We start from the raw sequence: 25243 nt of genomic DNA on the forward strand, positions 1-25243 counted from the left end.
TGTGAAATATTTAGCTGCTGGGCTAAAAATGTTTTGACACTTCATGATATAGCATATTGTATCAAATTCGATACAATATGTTGTTCCTAACTGTATCTGAAACTGATGGCCTTATTTCAATTTAAAGTGTTGGTTTGTAAGTCCTAAATAAACTTTACTGATGTTTTAGAAAGGTTTTTTAATGTGAGGGTTAATGTTTGGCACATTTCTTTCACCATGGAGTAAAAAACTATAACACATGAAAAAGATTATTATTTTGGCCTTAGGCCTTTTCGCAGCAGGTGCAGCAAATGCACAAAGTCCAATTAGATTGGGCGTTAAAGCAGGTGTAAATCTACCGAACATCATCAAGGATGATGGCAACAACGATTTTAAAACTAAAGTGAACACGGGATTTAATGCTGGTGTTACACTAGATATTAACCTGATTAAAGGATTAGCCTTTACTCCGGAACTTTTATACGCAACAAAAGGGTATAAAGCAGAGACTGCTTTTGGTGATTTTACTCAAACTACCCATTTTATTGATTTGCCAATTCTTGCAAGCATTAACCTTGGAGGAAGCGGGCTGAACCTAGTAGCCGGCCCACAAGTTTCATTTCTAGTATCAACAAAGAATAAATTCGAGAATGGATTTGGAACTGTAGAGCAGGAAATCATTGAGGATAAATCAGAGAGATTCAAAAAGAGTCTTGTAGGTGGATTAATTGGATTCAGATACGATATCAACGACAAGTTTGATATACATGGTCGTTATGCACTTGATTTCCAAAAAAACAACGAGGATGGTACAAAGGAAACTCCTGAATTTAAAAACCAGGTATTTTCTTTAGGTCTTGGTGTTAAGTTCTAAGATATAATCCTAAATTTTAATTGAGAAGCCGCCTAATCAGCGGCTTTTTGTTTTTGTCTTTCATTTAAGACACTTGTCGCTTTCTATATGACTCTGGTTTATCAGGTAGCTTGTTGTTAGTGTAAATCTTATTTAACTAACTGTTTTTTAGTGATTTGTGTTTTTGTTTTACCTTTATTGTGGCGGTGATTTTCAGATGTTTGGCATGGTTATTACACTACAGTCATCAAATTAAAAACAGATAAAGATGAAAAAATTATTCATTATAGGATTAGGATTAACTGTAAGCAGTTTAGCCTTTCAAGCAAAAGCGCAGACATCACAAGCAGCTGCAAATGATAAGATGAGATTCGGTATTCGTGCAGGTGCTAATCTAATGAAAATGGGTAAATTCCAATTTGCTGACCAGTATTATTCGACAGACTCTGAAGTAGGTTTTCAGGCAGGGGTATATGCAGATCTTCCTATGGGTGGGGGCTTCGCATTTCTTCCTGAGGTTTCATTTGTTCAAAAAGGTGCTAAGCTGGAAGCCACAGTAGGGGGTAATACTGGTAAATTTGATGCAACAGTTTCTTATCTGGACATTCCGGTACTGATTGGTTATAAAGCCACGCCGGAATTGACCGTTTTTGCCGGGCCACAGGTTTCATTCCTGCTTTCTCAAAAGTCAACAATAGGAGTTAATAATGATCCTCAGACGGAAACCACGAGCACCGAGAATTTCAGTAAGTCCTTGGCCGGTGGTGCAATAGGTCTTGGATACAGCATTACGCCTAATATCAATATCAACGGAAGATATAGCATGGATTTCCAAAAAGTGCTGAAAGATAATATGAATCAGGATAAACTTAAAAACAGCGGATTCGCATTGTCCCTTGGATATACATTTTAATAAAAACTGTATTGGAGGAAACAAAAATATCTCTGGTTCGTTATTACTTGGAAAACAAGTATTAATCTAATCGTTTTTTAAAATAAAATCATCTGATTATGAAAAATCAACAAGACGTAAAGCATACCGGTAATGAGCAGGGAAAGTCTACTTCTGACCGTATGCATCATAATGTGAAAGAAGATAAGAAACAACAAGGCATAACAAATGGAGGCGGTCAGAGATCTGATCAGACATCCAATAAAGATAATGAGCGGAAACGTGAAAAAAATTGATCCCTTATTGTATACATGAGGATAATATTCCTATTAATCCTGAAAGTGGCCCCAAAAGGGTCACTTTTTTAATGCATTATAAATCTGGACCTCCCCCATGCGCATTACTTTTATCACCATTGATTTTCATTAACTTTGGATTTTAACCAATACATTTAGAATGACCATTAAGCATTATTTAGCAGTTGCCCTGTTTTTTTACACAGCCATATTTACCGGAACCCATGTACAAGCACAGCAAAAGGGATATTTGCAAATATTAGAAGAGCAGAACGAATGGGTAGATTCAGTTTTCAACAAATTGAGCAGGCGTCAGAAAATAGCGCAGATGTTTTTTGTCAGGGCACATACGAATATGGGTAAGGCGTATGAAGATTCTATCGGAGTGGTCATTAAAAAGGAAAGGATCGGAGGTCTCGTGTTTTTTCAGGGTGGCCCGGGTAGACAAGCTGTGCTAACTAACACTTATCAATCTTTAGCGAGAGTTCCCTTACTGATCGCTTCTGACGGAGAGTGGGGATTGGGGATGCGTTTGGACAGCACCATTTCTTATCCTTATCAAATGGCGCTTGGTGCCATTCAAGATAAAGAGTTACTGTATAAAATGGGTTTGGAAGTCGCTAAAGATTATAAACGCATCGGTATGCATATGAACCTTGCACCTGATGTTGATGTAAATAATAACGCACAGAATCCGGTAATTAATTTCAGGTCATTCGGTGAAAATAAGTACAATGTAACGGATAAAGCGGGAGCTTATATGAAGGGGATGCAGGATGGCGGACTACTGGTTAGTCTTAAACATTTTCCCGGTCATGGGGATACTGATGTAGATTCTCATTATGATCTTCCTCAATTGAAATTTACTAAAGCACGTCTTGACAGCCTGGAAATTTATCCCTTTAGAGAACTCATTAAACAAGGTGCAGCTGGAGTGATGATTGCACATATGAATATACCAGCCCTGGATAATACGCCAAATATGCCTTCTACATTATCTAAACCAATTGTGACTGGGATTCTAAAAGAAGAGTTAGGATTTAAAGGGCTGATCATTTCAGACGCAATGGGAATGAAGGGAGTAGTTAAGTACTTCAAGGACGGAGAAGCAGATGTAATGGGTATCATTGCAGGAAATGACATACTCGAGCTTTCTGAGAACAGCGACAGAGCTATCAAGTTAGTTCGCCGGGCAGTAAGACAGGATAGGATCAGCATGGAGAGAATTGATGAAAGTGTGAAAAAAATCCTCGCAGCGAAATATTGGGCCGGTTTAAACCGTAAAGACACTGTTGATGAAAACAATGTACTTCAGGGAGTAACAAGGCCTGAAAGCCTGGCTTTACTTGGGCAATTGGCTGATGCGTCGATGACGATGCTGAGCGGTAAATCCGCTGTCCAAAATCTATCTGCAGATAAGCGTACCGTAATCATCAGCATTGGTACTCCTAACGTAACTGCATTTCAGCGCGAACTTGGCGCCTATTATAAAAATGCCATTTTCTATACATTGGATAAAAACGCTACAGCCAATGAAATTGCAAAGGTTTTAAGGGAGCTTAAAGCATTTGATCAGATCATCATTGGTATTCATGATACCCGTACCCGTCCGGGCAATGGCATGGTTTTAAGCGCCGATCTGAAAATGTTTATCAAGGATATGTCGTTGAGCAATGCTGCTTTTGCACTATTTGCAAACCCTTATAACCTATCGGCATTGCCTGGATTGGAAAATAGCAAAGCTTTGCTGGTGGCTTATCAGAAGGAAGATTTTATGCAACAGGCAGCTGCATCTGTGTTTAAGAACCAATTGATCCCTACAGGTAAACTGCCTGTTACTGTGAATGGGTTTTTTAAATATGGCGACGGTCAGTAGGCATTGTTCTCTGGTTTAATCGCCGCTACTGTCCAGCCTTTGAGGAAGTCCATTACTTTTTTTACACTATGGCCTTTGCCTTCTTCAAGATAGGCAGAATTTTGGATGTGGATTGCCTTGCCATTCCCATCCAGAATTACAAATACAGGAAAGCCAAACCGTCCAGGGTAGCCTAAGCTAGCCAAAACAGCAGCATTTTTATTCTCCTGACTGTAGTTTACCAGTACAGTTTCGTAATTCGAGTTGAGATAAGTCTTTAGTTCCGGAGTTTCTTCTACCAGTTTATGAAATGCAATGCACCAGCCGCACCAGTTGCCACCAACCTGTAAAAACACATGCTTACCTTCCTTTTTTGCTTTAGCAATAGCAGCATCGATATCTGCACGGGCATTTGCCTGAGGATTGTAAAGGTTAACTGCTTGTTTTTTTTCCTGAGCAAATCCTGCTGTAGAGAGGAATATTGCTGTAAATAATATGAGAATCCTTTTCATCTGTATATATTTAATTTTAATGGTGAATTTATAAATTACTTGTCAACTATCTATGCAATTTTTTAATATCCATACACATCATTCCCTGAAGAGCGAAAATGTACTGAGCATTCAAAGCTTTTCACTCACCAATGATTCGCTGGTGTTGCCTCCGGATGACGCGGTATCTGTGGGTCTGCATCCCTGGTATGCTAATATGGAGCGATTTGATGCAGATTTTGAAAGATTGAGTGAGGCAACGCAACGACCAAATGTAAAGATGATCGGCGAGTGTGGCCTGGACAGGTTGAAGGGAGAACCGCTGCCGGATCAGATCCTAATGCTTGAAAAGCAGATTGTTTTGGCTGAACGTGTAAGAAAACCCTTGATCTTACATTGTGTAAGGGCTTTCCCGGAGTTGATGGCTGTTAAAGATAAAATGAAAGTTAACGTTCCGATGATCATACACGGGTTTAATAAGCATGAAGAACTTGGCAGACAGCTATTGGACAAGGGCTTTGTATTGTCTTTTGGGGCGGCTATTTTAAAAGCGGATTCAGGTGCATCGAAATTGATTCAAAGTACTGATAATTTTTTCCTGGAGACAGATGATTCGGATGTTACGATTGAAGAAATCTATGAAGCAGCTGCCAATTTGAAAAAATGTTACGTGGGAGATCTTAAAGCACGTATTTTTGCCGACTGGAAAAAATTAGCATATGTCTGACGTTAGTTGGCTTTCTCGTTCTGCGCTACTCGTAGGCGATGAAGGTATCGCAAAGCTGCAAAGCAAACATGTTTTGGTTATTGGATTGGGTGGAGTAGGTTCTTTTGCTGCCGAGTTCATTTGTCGATCCGGCATAGGGGAAATGACCATTGTTGATGGTGACGTTGTTGATCCTAGTAATCGGAACAGGCAATTGCCGGCGCTGGCAACGAATCATGGCGTAGCCAAGTCGTCAATTATGGAGGAGCGTTTGCTGTCCATCAATCCCGATTTGAAACTCCACGTAGTCAGCGCTTTTCTTACACCTGAGAAGTGCCGTGAATTGCTGGAGAATAAATATGATTATGTGATGGATTGCATTGATAGTGTAATGCCTAAGATCACGTTGTTAAATACGGCGCTTGAAAAAAACCTGCCGATCGTAAGCTCCATGGGCGCAGGGGGTAAGATGGATCCTACAAAGTTACAAGTGACCTATCTGCCGGATACCTATCAGTGTGTATTTGCAAGTTATATTCGCAAGCGTCTGCGCAAAGCGCCGAATACAGAAAAGGTTAAAGCTGTATTCTCAACAGAAGAAACGAACAGGGATTCGCTAATCCTGACTGACGGGAGTAATTTTAAGCGTTCGGCTTACGGTACTGTTTCTTATCTGCCTGCGGCTTTTGGCGGTGTCTGCGCTTCTGTCGTGGTTCGTGATTTACTAGGGCACCCGATAGAAATGGCAGAACGCCCATTGCGGATCAGAAGGAAGGTTGCCGTAAAAAAAAAGAAATCCAAACCCTGATTTTTCAACGTTTTTAGCAATTGGCCTATTATTGTTTTAACTTTAGCTAATGGCCATTAAACCACTCAAAATTCTTCAGGCATCAGCCGGATCAGGAAAAACATTTAGCCTTACTGCGCATTACCTGACACTATTATTGTCAGGCGAAACAAAATACAGGGAGATTCTTGCCGTGACTTTTACCAATAAAGCCACAGAAGAAATGAAGACCAGGATCATGGAGGTTTTGAAAGGCTTTGCCCAGGGAGACCCGTCCAAAAAGATCAATGATTATCGGCAAATTGTCCTGAGGTCACATCCGGATCTGGATCCCGAACTGTTAAAAAGTAAATCAGACAGGATCTACAGAAAAATATTACACGATTACAGCCGGTTCTCGGTAAGTACTATAGATGGATTTGTACAAAAAGTAATACGAGGTTTTGCTTTTGAACTTGGTCTGGATACAGGCTACGGTCTGGAGATGAACTACGATAAAGTAAAAAATGAACTCGCTGAACGTCTTGACAAAGCCCTCGATAAAAATCCTGTCTTGTTACAATGGATTATTGATCTGGCACTCGACAGGATTAACAACAACCTAAGCTGGAACTATAAGCGGGAGTTGATAGAGCTGACCAATGAAATTTTTAAGGAACGTTACCAGCCCTTTGAAAACGCGATAAAAGGTTTGGGTGATGCAGCTGATCTGGATACGCTTTTTAAAGATTATAATAAAGTTACACGTCTGGGAATTGAGACCTTTGAACATTCAATTACCTCGCTTGCAGCCGAAGCTATGGAGCTATTTCATGTGGAAGGTTTAGCTGTAGACGATCTGAAGGGTAAGTCGCGTTCTCCTTTGATGGGGTTGAGTAAAATTATAGAATGTGACTTGAGTAAGGTAAGTAGCCTGGAAAAGCTCGTAGATGAGCCAGAACAATGGTTTCAGAAAGGTGTAGATACTTCGGCCTATTTTGAGTTGAACCCTATTGTTTCCAAATTAGTGACGACTTATAAGACAGGTTTGTCCGGTTACTTGTTGGCGATTGCTTTCAATAAAAACCTGTATTACCTGCGGTTAATGCAGGAGATGGCCGTGTTATTAAAGGAGTACAGGAATGAAAGCCCAAATTTACTGATCAGCGATGCGCAGACCTTACTCAAGGGAATTACCGATGATGCGGATGATAATCCTTCCTTCATCTGGGAGAAAATGGGCAACAGGTTCCGGAATTTCCTGTTCGATGAGTTTCAGGATACCTCCTCGAACCAGTGGGGGAGTTTTAAGTCATTGTTGGCCAATGCATTGGCTTCTCCAGGAGGCAAGCTGACCGACCATTTGATCGTTGGTGATACCAAGCAGTCTATTTACAGGTGGCGCAATGGAGACTGGAATATCCTGCACCAGCAGGCAAAACAAGACGTGAAGATTCACAATGTGGTAGAAGAAAGCCTGGAAGAGAACTATCGCAGTACCAAACATATCATTGAGTTTAATAATAACCTCTTTAAAAAGTTGCCGCAGTTAATACAGGCTCATTTAAATGGGACCATTGCAGAGCAGAACCAGCCGGAGGTTTTAAGCTGGTGGAATGAGCGGCATTTTGACCGGATTGTAACTGATGTATATGCGGAGGCAGAACAAAAGACCACACCGTTTACATTGGAGGGCGGGACGATAAATTTTAATGTCTTAAAAAATGACCCCGAAGGGAATGCCCTCACAAAAGTTAGTTTCAGGACGCAGGCCCTTGAGAACATGGTCGTCGAATTGAAGGAAATGTTCAATGTCAGGAATTTCAAACCTAAGGATATATGTGTATTGGTCAGGTCAAATTCTGAGGCAATTGCTGCGGTAGAAACTTTGATGCAGAATGGCATAGATGTCATTTCGGGCGAAGCTTTATTACTTACCAATAATACCGCGGTAAAACTCATCATCAATACCCTGCAGGTGATGGTAGGATTGGCTGAAAATACCGCCTTGTATAAAGCAAACTGTATTAGTTTATATGCCCAGTCGAGACAACGTACTATTGAGCCCGCCGATTTTTTCTCTCTTAAATTTAAAACACTCGATCAGTTATTCAATCTCTTGCCTTCAGATTTGTGCGAAAATTGGCAAAGCTGGATGCAGCAACCGCTTTCGGCACTACTGGAAAAGATCATTACTGCCTATGGTTTAAATGAAGAGTATAACAACTCACACCTGCCGTACCTGCTTGCTTTGCGTGATCTGGCGGGAAGTTTTGCTTTGCATGGCGAAAGAGGCATTGCAGCCTTCCTGAACTATTGGGAAGAGGAAGGACTGAGAAAAACACTTCCATCTTCGGACAATACAGATGCAGTTCAGGTAATCACTATTCATAAATCAAAAGGACTCGCTTTTAAGGCGGTCATGGTTCCATTTTGTAACTGGGATATCAATGGGAAAACCAATGGGATTTTTTGGGTGCCTGCAGCTGATACTCCTTATCACCATTTGCATAGCATTCCACTAAAGTATAGTAAGGATCTTGGCAGTTCAAGTGTAGCAAAACCCTATTTTGAAGAATTGCTGTATAACAATATGGATGCGCTGAATATGTTGTACGTGGCAACCACACGTGCGAAAGAATACTTATACATCAGTACCATGGGTAAGAAAACCGCTACAATTACAAATATTGGGGATCTGCTCTCCAAAGTTTTTGAAGGTCAGCTTTCTGAAGAAGGTAATTACCAGGTTGATGATGTGGTTCCGGTTCAGCTTGAAAAACAATCACCCCTGAATGAGATTGAACTGGATAATTACCCGGTTTCTAATCGCTTGAGTCAGGTATTTGATGCAAGTTTAAAACGCAGGGAGATTGATCTTCTCACCGGGGAAAGTCCTGGGCGGACCGGTACGATCCTTCATGAGGTTTTGGCAATAGCCAATGATGAAAAACAGGTAGAAGAAGTGTTGCAAAACCTGCTGCTGGAAGGAGTCTTCAAAGCCGCCGAACTCCCTTTCCTAAAAGCTCAGGCGGTTTCGGTTCTGCAGCATAGCGGATTACAGGAGATACTGAAAAGAAGCGAGCAAAGCTTAAATGAGCGGAGTATTATAGATGCCGAAGGAAAAACATACAGACCTGATAAAGTACTTGTCAACGGAGATGAGGTTACTGTGATAGATTATAAATTCACGCAGCAGGAAAGTAATAGCCATATTGCACAGGTGGATCATTACAAGAGTCTGCTTCTTGCTATGGGCTATAAAAAAGTATATACCTATTTGTTTTATGCGTCCAGCGGACAGTTAAAATTAGTGTAGAGATGAATGAGGAGCAAGAAATAAAACCATTTTTAAAAGAAGTTGCCGAAGATCTGGTTGCCAGATTAGGAGATGCTCTTCAGCATACCGCAATTGTATTCAATAACAAAAGACCGGTGGCTTACCTGCAGCATTACCTGGCTAAGGAGATTGGAAAACCATTTTGGAGTCCTTCTTTCTTTACCATCCAGGAGTTTTTTGCACTATCTTCCGAACGGAAGGTTGCAGACTCATTTACCCAATTCTTTACATTACACCAAAAATACAATGAGATCGCCCTGCAAGATGGGGAAGCCGCAGTAGAGCCGGCTAAGTTTTATCCGATAGCAAGGGTGATATTGAGTGATTTTGCACAGATTGACAATGATCTGGTCAATGCCGAAAAGATCTTTGAGCAACTGGAAGAATTTGCAACTATAGATTACCAGTTTGATTACCTGAGTGAAGAGCAGCAGGAGTTTCTGAAAGGATTCTGGAGTTCTTATTCTGAAGGTAAGCATAAAAAGCAGCAAGAGCAGTTTATAAAGATGTGGCAGCGGATGCCAAAACTTTATAACGCTTATCACCAGGGCTTAAAAGAAAAAGGCCTGACAACCATGGGGCAGATCTACCGTCAGCTTGCCGAGGGAAAAGCGGAATTGCCGGGCTTTATGGATCCTTTTCTCAAGAGTAAGCTAGTGTTTGTCGGTTTTAATGCATTGAGCAGAGCAGAAGCAGTTATATTTAAACGCTGGCAGGAGCAAGGTAAAACCTTGTTTTATTTTGATACTGATGCTTATTATCTAAAGGATAACATTCAGGAAGCAGGTCTTTTTTTAAGACGGAATTTTGAAGCCACAGGATTGATCAATGTTTTAAATAACGACAGGGAGTTGATCAGGGCAAACCAGAAAGTCATTGATGTCTATAAAACGCAGGGGCAGGTCGCCCAGGCAAAAATATTAAATACCGCACTACAAAAGGATTACCCATTACTCAAAGAAAGTGATAATGCCGGGAAAATTGCGCTTATCCTTGCAGATGAAAGTTTGCTAATGCCTGTTTTGCAGACCATACCAACACATTACCAGACAGATGGTGGTAATTTGCCAATCAATATTAATGTTACCATGGGCTATCCGCTGGTTGCCTCATCGATATTCGGGCTGGCTGATTTATGGCTGAGCGTACAGGCCCAGCTCATTCAGGGCGAAAAGGAAACGGTCTACCATAGGGAAGTGGAGGCTTTTTTGTCTCATCCGCTTACAGGTATCGATGAAAAGCTACGCAGCAAAATCCAGCAAAAGTTACTTGCTGAACAACTTGCAGAGGTTCCACTCGTCAGACTTCAAAGTCAGAAAGGTTTGTTGGCTATGTTCTTTACTAAAATCGAAAATGGGACAGCTGCAACAAATACTTTACAGGAGATACTAAAAAGGGTTTTCGAACAGCAGTTAGCTGATAAAAGTCTTAGACAAACTGAAGCAGATCTTTTTATAGCCGCGATTAAGGAACTCAATCGCCTGCATGATGCCTTATCTGATTACTTGCCGCGGTTGACCACCTCTAAAGAGCTGTTGTTTGTATTGTCCCTGATTCAAAAGGCTGTACAGGGTATTTCTGTTCCGCTCACCGGAGAGCCTCTTCAGGGGATTCAGGTGATGGGGCTGCTCGAGAGCAGAAGCCTTGATTTTGAACAGATTTATATATTGGGAGTAAACGAAGGGCTTTTGCCTCAGACCAGTGTTTCTCCAAGCTTCATTCCCGATAGTATCCGCAGAGCATACGGTTTGCCAGTACTGGAAAATCAGGATGCCATCTCTGCTTACATGTTTTATCGTCTGCTTCAGCGTTCTAAGAAAGTAAGCATGGTATATAATGCACAGGCAGACGATACCAATACCGGTGAGCCAACCCGGTTTCTGAAGCAGCTGGAATATGAAAGCGGTTATGAGTTTAATTATCTGGAACATAAGCAGAGGATCAGTATTGAGAAAAAGCAACCCGTAGTAATTCCTAAGGATGATAAGGTAATGGCAGTATTGAATAAGTATTTAAATGGAGAGATTGGACTGTCTGCCTCGGCATTGACGACCTATATCAATTGTCCATTGCAGTTTTTTTACCGTTACATAGCTAAAATCGAGGAGCCGAAAGAGATCTCTGAAAACCTGGAAGCCAATTATATCGGTTCAATGTTACATTTTGTACTGGAAACTTTTTACCAGGATTTAAGAAGTACGGATATCAATGTCACGAAGGAGAGGATTGCTGAATACCGTAAAAAAGTGCCTGAATTAGCTGTTAGGGCATTTGCACAGGTAATGTTTGAAAATGAAAATCACCAGGTCCTGCACAATGGTATGCAAAAGGTTGTACTGGCAATAGTTGAGGAGTATGCAAACCTGATATTGGATTATGATGAAAATGAGGCTCCTTTTGAAATCCTTTCCCTGGAGCAGAAAGATCAGGTGTCTTTCGAATTTAAATTAAATGGAGTGGATAAGAAGGTTATGCTTCATGGAATCATAGACCGTATAGATCGTAAGAATGGTGTCACAAGGATCGTTGACTATAAAACAGGCAGTGACATCTTGCGGTATAGTAATCTAGAAGATGTTTTTGATACCAATGGGAATAAACAAAATAAAGCATTGGTGCAAACGCTGTTTTATACCTATGTCTTTGAAAAGGCGAACGGCCATCAGCTGGTTGAGCCTAACTTATATAGCATCAGGAATATGCGAAAGGAAGGAACCTTTTTCATAGAAGGGAGGGATAAAGTGAAGTTAAATGGGGCTTACCTGGAGACCATAAAGGAAGAATTTGTTGGTTTTATGCAGGCAAAACTTGCCGAATTATTCGACGAACAGGTGCCTTTTGTCCGGAGTGAGAATGAAGCTGCTTTTTCCTTCTCTCCATATTTAACTTTGTGTGGATTGTAAATCGCCAAATTATTTTGGCCGATTGCAGGGTTCCAAAGTGTATTTGTAACACTACTTAATAATTAAATTACATTAGCTACATTTCCTGGTGATTAGAAATTGTTTTTCAAAGGCTTCGGAGAGATCGATAAACTTGCATTTGAATGCAATTTTCTCTAAGTTTGCTCCCGTTAATATTTGAATATACAATGAGAGAGATTCAATTTAGAGAAGCTTTGCGTGAAGCTTTAAGCGAAGAAATGCGCAAGAATGAAAACGTCTTTTTAATGGGCGAGGAAGTTGCGCAATACAATGGTGCTTATAAAGTTAGCCAGGGTATGCTTGATGAGTTTGGAGACAAACGTGTAATTGACACACCTATCGCTGAGCTTGGTTTTGCCGGTATCGGTATTGGAGCCGCTATGAACGGATTGATTCCGGTTATAGAATTTATGACCTTCAACTTCTCTTTGGTTGCTATTGATCAAATCATTAACGGAGCAGCAAAAATGCTTTCTATGAGCGGAGGACAGTTTTCTGTACCAATCGTATTCCGTGGACCAACTGGTAATGCTGGTCAGTTGGGAGCTCAGCACTCTCAGAATTTTGAGAACTGGTATGCCAACTGTCCTGGATTAAAAGTAGTAATTCCTTCTACACCTTATGAGGCTAAAGGTTTGCTTAAGCAAGCGATCCTTGATCCGGATCCGGTGATCTTTATGGAGTCTGAGGTAATGTATGGTGATAAAGGAGAGGTACCTGAAGAAGAATATTACCTGCCTATTGGTAAAGCCAATGTGGTAAAAGAAGGTACTGATGTAACCATCGTTACTTTTGGTAAAATGCTTACCCGTGTAGTAAATCCTGCAGTAGAAGAATTGACTAAAGACGGTGTTAGTGTTGAAGTTATTGATTTACGTACTGTGCGTCCTATCGATTATGCAACTATCATCGAGTCAGTTAAGAAAACAAACCGTCTGGTAGTCGTAGAAGAAGCATGGCCTTTGGCTTCAATTTCTTCTGAAATTGCATTTAATGTTCAAAAGAATGCTTTTGACTACTTAGATGCCCCGGTATTGCGCATCACTTGTGCAGATGTACCGCTTCCATATGCTCCTACCCTGATCGCAGCGAGTTTGCCTAATGCAGAGAAAGTAATTAAAGCGGTAAAAGAAGTACTTTACGTAGCTAAATAAAAGGAATAAAAAGACAATAAAATCATAATGAAAATATAATCCCGCTGGTTAATACCCTGCGGGATTTTTTATTTAATTTTGCCCGAATTGTACTTGAAATATCAATCAAATAGAGATTAAAATGAGTAATCACTCGACAATAATTGCTGCTGAACTGGCAGTAGCAGAAAAGCAGGTCATCGCTACTATTGAGTTATTGGATGAAGGGGCAACGGTTCCCTTTATTTCACGTTACCGGAAAGAAATGACCGGCAGTCTGGATGAAGTACAAGTTGCAGCTATCCGCGATCGTTTCCAACAGCTTAGAGAGCTGGATAAACGTAGAGAAGCTATTTTAAAAGCATTGGGTGCATTGGAAAAACTGACCCCAGAACTGGAGGCCCAAATCAATGCAGCAACAAATATTGCAACCATAGAAGATATTTATCTGCCTTATAAACCAAAACGTAAAACCAGAGCTTCTGAGGCTCGTAAGAAAGGCTTGGAGCCCTTAGCTCTTGCCTTACTGGAACAGTCTAAACTTGACCCTGAAACCGAAGCAGATAAATTTTTGAACACGGAGCTGGGGGTGAATTCTACTGATGAGGCTTTGTCTGGTGCAAGGGATATCATTGCTGAGATTGTAAATGAAAATGTTGAGGCAAGGACATCTATGCGTAAATATTTTCAACAGAATGCAGCTTTTAAATCCACTGTTGTAAAAGGCAAGGAAGAGGAAGGGATTAAGTATAAAGATTATTTCGAGTGGAGCGAGCCATTAAAATCAAGTCCTTCTCATCGTGTACTTGCCATTAGAAGAGGAGAAAATGAAGGTGTTCTGAAACTGGAAACCATGCCGGCTGAAGAGGGAGCAATTGAGTTGTTGGAAAGACAGTTCGTCACCGCTAACAATGCAAGCGCTAAACAAGTAAAACTGGCTGTACAGGATAGCTACAAGCGTTTGCTTGGCCCTGCCATGGAAAATGAGATCAGGGGATTCTCTAAAGAAAAGGCGGATGAAGAAGCAATCAGGGTATTCGCAGAAAATGCCAGACAATTGCTATTGGCAGCTCCAATGGGCGAAAAAAATGTACTTGCAATTGATCCGGGATTCCGGACGGGATGTAAGGTGGTTTGCCTGGACAGACAAGGAAAGCTACTGGAAAATACAGCCATCTATCCTCATAATGGGCAGCGGGGAGTTGTAGAGGCTGCTGCTGTAATTAAACAGCTTTGTAATAAACATGAAGTAGAAGCTATTGCAATCGGAAATGGAACTGCAGGTCGTGAAACAGAGGTCTTTGTTAGAGGTCTGGGACTGGATGGTGTATTGATTGTCATGGTCAATGAAAATGGTGCTTCCATTTATTCAGCGTCAGAAGTAGCCAGAGAAGAGTTTCCTACCCATGATATTACAGTAAGGGGAGCGGTGTCTATTGGAAGAAGGTTGATGGATCCATTGGCCGAACTGGTTAAGATTGACCCTAAATCTATTGGCGTGGGACAATATCAGCATGATGTAGACCAGAACAAACTTCAGCAATCATTGGATGATACTGTAATGAGTTGTGTAAATGCTGTAGGGGTGGAGCTGAATACGGCATCTAAACAGGTACTGGCTTACGTATCGGGTCTTGGACCACAATTGGCACAGAATATTGTGAATTACCGTAATGAACATGGCGCTTTTAAAAATAGAGAAAGCCTGAAAAAAGTTCCCCGTTTGGGAGATAAGGCTTTTGAGCAGGCTGCCGGATTTTTAAGGATAAGAAATGCAGAACATGCACTTGACACCAGTGCTGTACACCCTGAGCGTTATGCCTTGGTCAATAAAATGGCAAGAGACCTGAATTGTAGCGTGGCTCAACTGATGAAGGATGCGGAATTGAGGAAACAGATCAAGTTGCAGCAATATGTAAGTGATGAGATCGGGTTGCCGACTCTAAATGACATCATGAATGAGCTCGCCAAGCCAGGCAGGGATCCGCGTGAACAGTTTGAGGTATTCAGCTTTACAGATGGTGTCAATGAAATTGCTGATCTTAAGATTGGCATGAAGCTTCCGGGTATAGTGACCAACATTACCAATTTTGGGGCTTTTGTAGATATAGGCGTTCATCAGGACGGACTGGTACATACCAGTCAGCTATCCGATAAGTTTGTTGCCAATGCAAATGAGGTCGTTAAAGTACATCAGAAGGTAGAGGTCACTGTGGTAGAAGTCGATATAGCGAGAAAACGTATTTCCCTTTCTATGAAGGATGGATCACAAAAGCCTAAGCAAGATAATAAAAACAGGAATGATAAGCAGAGTAAGCCATTTAGAGCGGTTGCCAAACCTGATCAGCATCGAAAACCTTCAAAGCCTCAGTCAAATCAGAAAGGTGGGCAAAAGGAAAAACCGCTGCCTGATGGTGATTTACAGATGAAACTGGAAGCATTGAAAAATATGTTTAAATAGGGAAAAGAGGAGCTGTAAAGGCTCCTCTTTTTTATTAATCCTCGCGACTGCCATCATCGGCCATCCTTACAATTTTAGGCGTAAAGCTCGCAACAATGTCGACTAGGTCTTTTTGTGCGTCCATGACCATATTGATATCTTTATAGGCCATGGGGGCTTCATCTAGCCCCGCTCCGATAAGGATTACGTCGTGGTCTGCCAGTACTTTCAGCATTTCATCTCTGGAAATGTTCTTCACTGCTTTAGAACGACTCATTTGACGTCCTGCTCCATGGGCTGCTGAGTTGATTGAGTTTGTTTCTCCTTTTCCTCTTACCAGAAACCCGGGAGCTGTCATGGAGCCTGGTATAATTCCCATTATGCCCTTCGCTGCTGGCGTAGCCCCTTTTCGATGAACAATTACTTCCTCACCATTAAGGGTCTCTTTCCAGGCAAAATTATGATGGTTCTCTACCTTGGCCAGAACATTTCCTCCTATTGCTTTTGTGAGCTTATCATGAATTACTTCATGGCAGGCAGAAGCATAATCTCCGGCAAGGGTCATCGCCAGCCAGTATTCCTGTCCTGCTTCAGAATTCATGTCCAGATAAGCAAGGTTTGCGGCCTCTTGAGGTAACTTGCAAATCTCTTTCGCGAGTTTGGTGTAATAACCGGCTATTGTAGCCCCGAACCCTCTGGAACCGGAATGTGTCAACAATGCGAGGTACTTCCCTTTGTCAATGCCAAGTGCTTCATCTTTTTTCTCAAATTCAATGATTCCCCATTCCACGAAATGGTTACCTCCGCCCGAGCTTCCCAGTTGGCTATAGGCCTTGTCTTTTAACTGCTTTAATAGCGTTGTAGCATTAAAATCAGCGATGTCCATAATGGCATGGTCTGATTTTTCTTTCCCATGGAAGCCATGGCCTGCGCCAAACTTAGTGTGTGCAATCAATTCCCTTTTATACTTCGCCTCATTTCCGTAAAAATCGCTTTCAGGAATATCGAAGATGGAAAGAGCCATTCTGCAACCAATATCGACACCCACTCCGTATGGGATAATGGCATTACGGGTAGCTAGTACCCCGCCAATCGGCAGGCCATAACCCTGATGCGCATCGGGCATCAAAGCCCCTGCAACCGTCACAGGGAGCTTCATGGCGATGTCCATTTGTTTTCTGGCACCTTCTTCAATATAGGTTTCACCATATCTGGCATATTCATCTGGATGCACTTTCAAAGGAATTTCATTCTCGCTAATGTTTCTTTTCATTTTTTCTTTTTTTAACCCTGCATAGCATACTATGCAGGGGCGTCATTGCTTTGCAAAACCTATTTATTTTACAAAAATTTGTTTCAACTGATCTACAATTTGTCCGCTGCCAGACAGGCTGATGTTGTTGATCTTTTCTGCAATTTTCTCTACATACTCCATTTCTTTTAATTTGTAGAGCATTGCGTTTTCTTCCATCAGTTTTGCTGTATTTAACAAGCTTCTTGTGGATGCAGTTTCTTCCCTCCTGGTGATCAGGTTGGCTTGCGCCCTTTTTTCGGCAACGAGCACCTGGTTCATGATGTCCCTGATGTCGCCAGGTAACACGATGTCCTTCACACCACAATTCAGCAGTTCAATTCCCAGTAGCCTCACTTTTGCCGCTGCAATTGTCATGATGCTTTCAGAGATTTTTTCTTTGTTTTCCATCAATTCATCGAAGGTCATTTTTCCAATAAATTCTCTCAGGCTCAATTGGATGATCACATACATTTGCTTGTCAAACTCTTTGTTCTCCAATAATGCTTTTGTGGCATCTGTTACTTTATATTGTACACTGAAGTTAATTCTCAGCTGGGCTTTGTCTTTAGTCAGGATTTCCTGTCCAACAATTTCCATGGTCAACTGCCTCAAGTCGGTTTTTAATACCTGGATTGTAGCGCTGTTTTTCCAGAAGATATAATTTCCAGGTTCCAGGCCTTTCTCAAATACACCATCTACGATCATTAGTCCGGTTTCATAAGTTTCAACTTTAAAAGCCCTGATGTATGCCAGCATTTGAGATTTTTCCAGCGTATTCTTGTCAATGTTCTCTGTGATCTCATATTTATTCAGGTCGGCAGTTAAAAAGGTATACTTATTTAAGCCTTTCCAGAACGCATATTTTCCTGCAGTCAATACCTGTTTAAAATTGCTGTTTTGGTAAACCAATACAAGTTCTGCATCTTTTACTTCTACTACGGTTACCAGGTTTTCAAAATCTTTATTTAATAGTAAAACGTCTAATTCCACTGAAGCAATGAAGGTTTTCGACATGTCGTACACTTCTATTGTTTCGTTGAAGCCCAGCCAGTGGTTTCCATAGGTTAATACGTTTTTTAATTCCCCTCTTTTGTAAACCAATCCAACAGAATTGGTGTTAATTGTTACTCTTTTCATCTCTGTTTGGTTTTTTTGTTTATAATTATGCCACGTCTATCGTGGACTTTGTTTGTTCGCTTGCTAAGGCAATCAGAAAAACTTCCATTTGCATCATGCGGAAGAAATTTCTTCCCCTGAGCCGACTGTCGCAGTTTCATCCTGAGCATTTGGGCCTTGGATACTATTGTGGTGGAGAGCGTTGGAGCGTTAACACACCATAACTATTCAATGACTTTCGCCTGTTCATGGATAAAGTATCCGCAATCTTAATCAGGTTTGTCTATTTCCTGCATAGCACATTGCAAATTGTCAATGCTGCTTTTGCGCTATCGACCGGAAGTTTTTCCTTGTACCTTTTTGGAGTGGGAAATTTGAAGTATCCCTTCTTTTGCTGTGGATTTTGAGCCCATTGCTTCGCTACCAATTGCGTTTCCTGTTTTGGTCGGAAAGCAGGATTCGAACCTGCACTTGGTTTGTTACTCTAACCACTGAGTTATCCCGGTTCTATCCGGGAGCGGGAGTCGAACCCGCGACACACAAACGTGAGACAATCTTTCCATTTTAAACATCAGAATATTACTGCTCATCAGCTCAATACTATGGGGCCATACAGAAACCCTCAACTGTGGATGTTTATCCTTTCAAACTGTCATCCCCTTGCGGGGATATCTTAAAAGTACTTTTGTACTGTTTATTTCTTCAAAGAACACTTGTCGTTGCCGACGTTACAAAGATGCATGCGCCGTTGCGCGGTATACTTGCGTAGTAAAATAATTTTATTCGGATTATATTTATTGTCTTGATTATCAGAAGTATAAATTTTTATATTCTGGTTTTTAACGTAAATTTCAACTCAATTGCGCATTTCTATTGCGTAATCATTTTGATTTTATAGCTTTATGTTCTGATTTTTAAGATTGATTTTTAGTGATTATGCTGTATGTCCGTAAATAAACTTGCCCTTATCCGTTACAAAACTATTGATGAATGCTTAAAAAACAGGTTCAGAAAATGGACCCTGGATGACATAATTGAACGTGTGGCGCAGATGATTTATGAATATGAAGGAATTACTTCAGGAGTAAGTAAGCGCACAATACAGGCCGATATTCAATTGATGCGCAGTGATAAACTGGGCTACAATGCCCCGATTGCAGTAACCGATAGAAAATTTTACAGCTATAGCGATCCTTCTTACAGTATTACCAAAGTGCCGATCAATAGCGGAGATGTAGAGAAAATGAAAGAGATTGTGGGTATTCTTAAACAGTTTAATGGCTTTAGTTACTTTGATGAAATGAGTGAGATGATTACCAAACTAGAGAACAATCTGTACAAATCGACTCATCCCAATAAGAACTACATACAGTTTGAGGGGAACAAGCAATTGCGCGGATTGGAACATATCAATCCCTTGTATCAGGCAATTCTCCAGAAAAAGGCCCTGCTTATAGAGTACCGGTCATTTAAGGCCCAGCAGCCTAGCCGAAACGTTTATTATCCTTATTTGCTGAAGGAATACCGGAACCGCTGGTTTTTGCTTGTTAAAGCGAGAGGAGGGAAGGCTTTGGTGACCATGGCGCTGGATCGGATTTTAGATTTTCAGGAGCTCAGCAAAGAACCTTTTGTGGAATATACCGGTGTAGATTTCGACCGTTATTTCGATGATTTGTTGGGTGTAACCAAATCAGAGAAAGACAGGGGGCAAAAAGTAGTCCTGAAAGTGGACAGAATAACTGCGCCCTATGTATTGACAAAACCGCTTCACCATAGTCAACAGCTTTTAAGTGAAGATGGGGAAGGGGTGGTCATCAGAATAGATGTAGTGTTAAATTTTGAACTTGAACGAGAAATCCTGGGCTTTGGTGAATGTATGAAAGTGCTTTCTCCTAGACTTCTTGCCTCGAGGATAAAAAAAAGGCTCGTACAGTCTGCCGAACAATATGAAGAGAAATAATAACCTTATTCTCGTACATCAATCAGCTCCTAGTTTATCCACCCTGCTTAAAATAAAAATTACCTTCGAAGAGAACGGTTGTTTTTATAACTCAATCTGTCTTCTGATGCTCTCTTCCAATGAAATCAGAGTTTCTGTTCTTTGTATTCCGGGAACAGCCTGAATCTCTTCATTCAATACATGTCGCAGGTGACTGGTATCTCTACAAATGATCTTGGCAAACATGCTGTAAGCACCTGTGGTATAATGAAGCTCTACTACCTCTTTGATTTTACTCAACTGTGCTACTGCATCTTTATATTGTATTCCTTTTTCCAGATAAATACCAAGAAATGCGGTTACATCGTAGCCTGCTTTTTGAGGGTCGATGATCAGATGGGAACCCTTAATAATGCCCATTTCCTGCAATTTCTTCATGCGTACGTGAATTGTTCCACCTGAAACAATCAGATCTTTTGCAATTTCTGTGTAGGGTTTCGTGGCATCTTGCATCAATTGCTTTAAGATGTCAATATCAAGGTTATCAATTTCTAAATTTTGGCTTTCTTTTTTAAGCATGATTTTGATATTTGTTAACGATAATCAAATTTAATTATAAATATTATAAAAATAAAATTAAATGTTTAAAATATTTGCAACATATTGAGGTTGTCATTACATTTGTATCAAGCAAGTAACAAAAAATATAGTTCTTTAACATTTGCTTATACTCTGTAGGGTGGTGAAATTGGCAGACGCACCTCCTTGTCTCGGTGGTGGAGAATATGGAAAACCCGTAAGGGCTAACTACTCCTTGAAGGTTCGACTCCTTCCCCTACAGCTATTTATCAGTAAGTTAATCAACCTAAACCAAACTTACTGATAAAAAAGATAGTACTTTAAATAATGTTGGGTGGTGAAATTGGCAGACACGCCTTCTTGTCTCGGTGGTGGGGATAAATGGATAAACGCAGTTTATGGGTTGACCACAAATTAATTTTTGAACTGTAGCTAACTACCCCTTGAAGGTTCGACTCCTTCCCCAACAGCCAGTTTTTTTATGAATAATAAGTTAGTTGAAAACGAGTGACCTTGGATGGGGCCACTCTTTTTTTTGTCCTATTTTTTGCCTGCTTCATATTTTTCACTGAATTTTCTATCCAGTTGCTTATGCAGATTGTCCAGATTGATGTCGCGACCCTGGATAAAAGCTTTTTCCACTTTGTTTGTCTTCATATCCAATGCATCTCCGGCTGAAATAAAGAAAGTCGCATCCTTTCCGATCTCAAGACTGCCAGCCGTTTTGTCAATGCCCAGAACTTTAGCGGTGTTTAAAGTGATCGTCTGAAGTGCTTTCTCTTTATCTAGTCCCCACGCGGCCACAGTTCCAGCCATAAAAGGAAGATTTCTTTGCTGCCAGTAACCATCGATACTAACGACCACCGTGATGCCTGCATTTGCTAGTATGCCAGCATTTTTATAAGGCATGTTTACATCATCATCTGAAGAGTTTGGCAGGGCGTGAGGTTGTTTTGCAATGACAGGAATGTTGTTCTCCTTTAAAAAAGGAATAATTAAATAAGCTTCATCCCCGCCAACAATAACCGGAGATACTCCGTGCTTTTTAGCAAAGTTGACTGCCGCAATAATGTCCTTTTGCGCATTTACTGTAATGAACAATTTTTGCTTTCCATCGAACAAATGCTTCATTGCAGCGAGTCTGGCATTTACAACCGCGGGTTTCTCTGTTTCTGCATAGGCCTTTGCTTCTGTAAAAAGCTGTTCGAGTTCATTGATCTGAGCCTGTGTCCTTTCCTGCAAAGCATCCGCAGAAAAAGGGTTTCTGCCACCTGATCCTCTGAATTTAGGCGTCGCAGGCCAATTTAAATGTTGGGCATCATCGGTTCTGATGGCGGCGTCCTCCCAGTTCCACGCATCCAGTTGCACCACAGAAGAGCTTCCCGACATGGTTCCGCCTTGCGGTGTAACCTGGGCCATTAAAATGCCATTACTTCTTAGCGTTGGGGGAACCTTTGAGTCTGTATTATAGGCGATAATAGATCTGATGTGGGTATTGATACTCCCAATCTCTGCGAAATCTAAAGTTGCTTTTACTGATTCAAATTCTGAAAGACCAAGGTTGGTGATGGGGGCAATGAACCCAGGGTAAATATGTTTGTTGTTACCGTCAATCACTGTAGCATCAGTCAGACTTAAGCGTACTAACGTCGCATCTCCAACTCCTATGATCTTCCCCTGATCAAAGATCAGGTATCCGTTTTCTATCGTTTTGCCATTGCCAAGGTGTAGTTTGGCACCCATAATGGCGGTCTTTTTACTTTGAGGTTTTGCAGGTGAGATGTTAGCTTGTGCAAAACAGCTTAATCCAAATGCAGAAGCCAGAAATGTCAATATATACTTATTCATGTGAGTGTGCTCCTTCCAATTCTGTAAGTTCCTGTGAGTAATCCTCCATAGTCTCACAATGGTATAATTTAGGCGTTTCTGCTTGTGGTCGTTGCGTTTTTCCGCCTTTATTTTTACTGTCTAACATCTTTTTGATCAATCTTGCTCGTTCTGTATTTTGTGCCTGCCTAACTTGTGCATCACGATTGATGTCCCAATAAGGTATGCCGTCAACAAAAGTTTGCTCCGCTTTGGCATAGATAGAGAGAGGGTGGTCTGACCATAGCACCACATCCGCGTCCTTTCCTGGTTTAAGGCTGCCGACTTTATCATCTATGTGCAGCATTTTGGCAGGGTTAAGGGTGACAAATTTCAAAGCATCTTCTTCCGGTACTCCACCATATAAGACTGCTTTTCCGGCTTCCTGATTTAATCTGCGTGCCATCTCCGCGTCATCGGAGTTAAATGCCGTGGTGATTCCGATATTGTGCATGATCTTTCCGTTATATGGAATGGCTTCAGCTACTTCTATTTTATATGCCCACCAGTCGGAGAATGTTGAAGCATTGATGCCCCTTGCCTTCATCTTATCTGCCACCTTATAGCCTTCTAAGATGTGCGTGAAAGTGTTGATCTTAAATCCAAGGCTGTCCGCAACATGCATCAGCATATTAATTTCGGATTGTACATAAGAGTGGCAGGTAATGAATCTTTTGTTATCCAGAATTTCAACAATGGCATCCAGTTCCAGGTCACGCCTTACTATATTTCCTTTTTTTGCAAGGGCAATTTTATATTCTTTTGCTCGTGTAAATTCGTCAATGAAAGCTTGTTCTACACCCATTCTGGTAACAGGAAATCTTGCTCCAGTACCAAAATTACTTTGCTTTACGTTCTCTCCCAATGCAAATTTGATAAAGGTATCCCCACCGGTAAATTTCATTTCTTCGGGTAGTTTTCCCCAACGTAATTTGATCATCTGTGCCTGTCCCCCTACAGGATTAGCCGATCCATGGAGGATTTGAGAAGTTGTTACACCACCAGCCAGCTGTCTGTAAATATTTACATCTTCAGAGTTGATAATGTCAGCTATACGAACCTCCGCAGAAGAAGATTGTGCTCCTTCATTAATTCCACCGGTTCCTGCAATGTGAGAATGTTCGTCTATCAATCCGGCGGTGATGTGTTTGCCGGTAGCGTCAATTGTCCTTGCATTTCCGGCATTGAGGTTTTTACCTATAGCCTTAATTTTTCCGTTCTCCAGAAGTACATCGGTATTTTGTAATATACCATCTTTTTCGTTGGTCCATACCGTGCCGTTTTTTAGTAAAATAGTTTCTTGTTTCGGCAAAGAGGCATTGCCAAAGGCCGTGAACGGATAAATTAACGAGCCTTTTACAGCACTTTCTTTTATCGCATCTGCTTTTTTAGCCAGTGGTTTGTTTATACTATCTTTTAGTTCTTTGGTGTTGTTTTTATTTGCGATGAAACGCTTGCCCTGTACCCAGTTCTCTTCAATAATGGTGTTCCTTTTAAACAGGCTATCGGATGTAATGATGAAATTGGCTAGTTTACCCTTTTCGAGCGTGCCGACTTTATCTGATATACCGATCATAGCGGCAGGGATCTCGGTCACCGCCAAAAAGGCCTGTTTTTCAGAGAGACCATTTTCGAGTGCAATCCGGATATTGGTCCAGAAGTCTTTTGGACTATCCAGTCCAAATGTCGTAAGCGCAAATCTGATTCCTGCTTTTTCTAGTGCAGCGGCATTGCCGGGCGACATTTCCCAGGCTTTCATTTGTGCGAGGGTTACATTTCTAGCTTCTACGCTGTCTTCCACGTCATAAGCCTTAACAAAATTCAATGGAATGATCAAACTTGCTCCTGTTGCCTTAACGGCGTCTATTCTCTGGTATTCATCGCCATTTGATTTGATGATGTATTGCTTGCCAAATTCCTTTCCAATTTTATCTACCCTCAGGATGTTCAGCCATCCGTCCGCTTCAAAAATCTGCGGCAGGTTTTGCTGTTTGTTAAATTCTTCCAGGGAAATATTATACTCTTCTTTTTGCTTACCATACCACTGTGCATCGTAATAAGTCTGGCGCAGCAATGCAATTGAACCCATCAATGATGTTGGGTAATCGTTTTGTGAAGTACCTTTATTAAAAGAGTAATTAGCGGCGGATCGTGGGTTTAACATGGTATTGTTTTCGCGTTCATCGCTCAGTGTTACGGCTGTTGATGTTCCCCTTGCAATACCATCACGATTGATGGCATTCACACTTCCAAAACCTGCTTTTCTTAAATCGTCTGCACGCTTGCTATCGGCTGCAAATAATGTATTGGACATGGTTTCTGGTCTTATGGCTTCATTCCAGCCATACGCCCCTTTTTTAGTCGACGTAAATATCGACTGTCTTGCTCCTGCAATTGCACGAGTTGCCTCGGCCAGTCCATAAGAAGTGAAAGGGTCAATCAATGAAGGGTAAATGAACTTCCCTTTTAAGTCTATAGTTACATAGCCTTTGGGAATCGTGATTCCACTGCCTATTGCCTGAATTGTCTGGCCTTTAACCAGCAATGTGCCTTTTACAGCGGGTTGATTGGCGTTCATTACTATATTGGCATTGGTAAAGGCAAATTGCCCCTGTCGAATGTCATATGAGCCATTGACCGGGTAAGTCTGCTGCGCGAATGACAACATCGCCGAAAAAAACAGCAACAGGCTGAGTAATATTTTCTTCATAATTTTAAGTAAGTCTCTAATTTATTAAAAAGTCAGTATTATTTATTGATATATTTAATCCGTA

Annotated in this window: 17 protein-coding genes and 3 tRNA genes; 13 read left to right on the top strand and 7 right to left on the bottom strand. The window is 41.1% G+C overall.

Annotated elements, in window-relative coordinates:
• Positions 1 to 238 precede the first annotated feature (238 nt).
• The 4 genes from R2Q78_RS07720 (at position 239) to R2Q78_RS07735 (ending at position 3896) form a co-directional block, all read left to right on the top strand.
• Positions 239 to 853: a porin family protein gene (locus R2Q78_RS07720; protein ID WP_316790501.1), complete on the top strand. Its 615-nt coding sequence runs from the start codon at positions 239 to 241 to the stop codon at positions 851 to 853.
• A 247-nt stretch (positions 854 to 1100) separates the two neighbouring features.
• Positions 1101 to 1745 carry a porin family protein gene (locus tag R2Q78_RS07725; protein ID WP_316790503.1) on the top strand — a complete coding sequence of 215 codons (645 nt, stop codon included), beginning with the start codon at positions 1101 to 1103 and terminating at the stop codon, positions 1743 to 1745.
• A 98-nt stretch (positions 1746 to 1843) separates the two neighbouring features.
• Entirely contained in the window at positions 1844 to 2020 is a 177-nt protein-coding gene (locus R2Q78_RS07730) for a hypothetical protein (RefSeq protein ID WP_316790504.1), read from the top strand.
• Positions 2021 to 2180: 160 nt separating this feature from the next.
• A complete protein-coding gene (locus R2Q78_RS07735) occupies positions 2181 to 3896 on the top strand; it encodes a glycoside hydrolase family 3 protein (RefSeq protein ID WP_316790506.1) in 1716 nt (571 codons plus the stop codon).
• Here the strand turns inward: R2Q78_RS07735 and R2Q78_RS07740 are convergent.
• Positions 3890 to 4387 (bottom strand): thioredoxin family protein, encoded by a 498-nt coding sequence (locus R2Q78_RS07740; protein ID WP_316790507.1) that lies wholly within the window; start codon positions 4385 to 4387, stop codon positions 3890 to 3892. The two genes, R2Q78_RS07735 and R2Q78_RS07740, sit on opposite strands and share 7 nt — an antisense overlap.
• Positions 4388 to 4439: 52 nt before the next feature.
• Here R2Q78_RS07740 and R2Q78_RS07745 point away from each other — a divergent pair, with 52 nt between their 5' ends.
• The 6 genes from R2Q78_RS07745 (at position 4440) to R2Q78_RS07770 (ending at position 15696) form a co-directional block, all read left to right on the top strand.
• Entirely contained in the window at positions 4440 to 5093 is a 654-nt protein-coding gene (locus R2Q78_RS07745; protein ID WP_316790509.1) for a TatD family hydrolase, read from the top strand.
• Positions 5086 to 5880 carry a tRNA threonylcarbamoyladenosine dehydratase gene (locus tag R2Q78_RS07750; protein WP_316790511.1) on the top strand — a complete coding sequence of 265 codons (795 nt, stop codon included), beginning with the start codon at positions 5086 to 5088 and terminating at the stop codon, positions 5878 to 5880. The genes R2Q78_RS07745 and R2Q78_RS07750 overlap by 8 nt, the downstream gene beginning before the upstream one ends.
• Before the next feature lie 49 nt (positions 5881 to 5929).
• Positions 5930 to 9157 carry a UvrD-helicase domain-containing protein gene (locus tag R2Q78_RS07755; RefSeq protein ID WP_316790514.1) on the top strand — a complete coding sequence of 1076 codons (3228 nt, stop codon included), beginning with the start codon at positions 5930 to 5932 and terminating at the stop codon, positions 9155 to 9157.
• A gap of 2 nt (positions 9158 to 9159) precedes the next feature.
• Complete coding sequence (locus R2Q78_RS07760; protein ID WP_316790515.1) at positions 9160 to 12081, top strand: PD-(D/E)XK nuclease family protein; 2922 nt, start codon at positions 9160 to 9162, stop codon at positions 12079 to 12081.
• Positions 12082 to 12269: 188 nt separating this feature from the next.
• The gene (locus R2Q78_RS07765; protein ID WP_316790517.1) at positions 12270 to 13256 is read left to right on the top strand and encodes a pyruvate dehydrogenase complex E1 component subunit beta; all 987 of its coding nucleotides are present in this window, start codon (positions 12270 to 12272) and stop codon (positions 13254 to 13256) included.
• Between the two features lie 121 nt (positions 13257 to 13377).
• Positions 13378 to 15696 (top strand): Tex family protein, encoded by a 2319-nt coding sequence (locus R2Q78_RS07770; RefSeq protein WP_316790519.1) that lies wholly within the window; start codon positions 13378 to 13380, stop codon positions 15694 to 15696.
• A 34-nt stretch (positions 15697 to 15730) separates the two neighbouring features.
• Here R2Q78_RS07770 and R2Q78_RS07775 read toward each other — a convergent pair whose 3' ends face one another.
• From R2Q78_RS07775 to R2Q78_RS07785, 3 genes are all read right to left on the bottom strand, one after another.
• Positions 15731 to 16948, bottom strand: coding sequence for an RtcB family protein (locus R2Q78_RS07775; protein WP_316790521.1), 1218 nt, complete (start codon positions 16946 to 16948; stop codon positions 15731 to 15733).
• Between the two features lie 63 nt (positions 16949 to 17011).
• Positions 17012 to 18106 (bottom strand): slipin family protein, encoded by a 1095-nt coding sequence (locus R2Q78_RS07780; protein WP_316790522.1) that lies wholly within the window; start codon positions 18104 to 18106, stop codon positions 17012 to 17014.
• A 421-nt stretch (positions 18107 to 18527) separates the two neighbouring features.
• Positions 18528 to 18589: transfer RNA gene (locus R2Q78_RS07785), tRNA-Ser, on the bottom strand.
• Between the two features lie 439 nt (positions 18590 to 19028).
• Between R2Q78_RS07785 and R2Q78_RS07790 the strand changes: the two genes are divergently transcribed.
• Entirely contained in the window at positions 19029 to 20045 is a 1017-nt protein-coding gene (locus tag R2Q78_RS07790) for a WYL domain-containing protein (RefSeq protein ID WP_316790524.1), read from the top strand.
• Between the two features lie 84 nt (positions 20046 to 20129).
• Here R2Q78_RS07790 and R2Q78_RS07795 read toward each other — a convergent pair whose 3' ends face one another.
• Positions 20130 to 20603, bottom strand: coding sequence for an Lrp/AsnC ligand binding domain-containing protein (locus tag R2Q78_RS07795; protein WP_136836899.1), 474 nt, complete (start codon positions 20601 to 20603; stop codon positions 20130 to 20132).
• A 154-nt stretch (positions 20604 to 20757) separates the two neighbouring features.
• Here R2Q78_RS07795 and R2Q78_RS07800 point away from each other — a divergent pair.
• Positions 20758 to 20865 (top strand) — tRNA-Asp (locus tag R2Q78_RS07800).
• A 66-nt stretch (positions 20866 to 20931) separates the two neighbouring features.
• Positions 20932 to 21076, top strand: a tRNA-Asp gene (locus tag R2Q78_RS07805).
• Positions 21077 to 21143: 67 nt separating this feature from the next.
• Here the strand turns inward: R2Q78_RS07805 and R2Q78_RS07810 are convergent.
• Together R2Q78_RS07810 and R2Q78_RS07815 are read right to left on the bottom strand one after the other, a co-directional pair.
• On the bottom strand, positions 21144 to 22451 hold the full coding sequence (locus R2Q78_RS07810) for an amidohydrolase family protein (protein WP_316790529.1): 1308 nt from the start codon (positions 22449 to 22451) through the stop codon (positions 21144 to 21146).
• On the bottom strand, positions 22444 to 25179 hold the full coding sequence (locus tag R2Q78_RS07815; protein WP_316790531.1) for an amidohydrolase family protein: 2736 nt from the start codon (positions 25177 to 25179) through the stop codon (positions 22444 to 22446). The genes R2Q78_RS07810 and R2Q78_RS07815 overlap by 8 nt, the downstream gene beginning before the upstream one ends.
• Between the last annotated feature and the right edge of the window lie 64 nt (positions 25180 to 25243).

The sequence above is a fragment of the Pedobacter frigoris genome (assembly GCF_032678645.1).
Lineage (GTDB): Bacteria > Bacteroidota > Bacteroidia > Sphingobacteriales > Sphingobacteriaceae > Pedobacter > Pedobacter frigoris_A.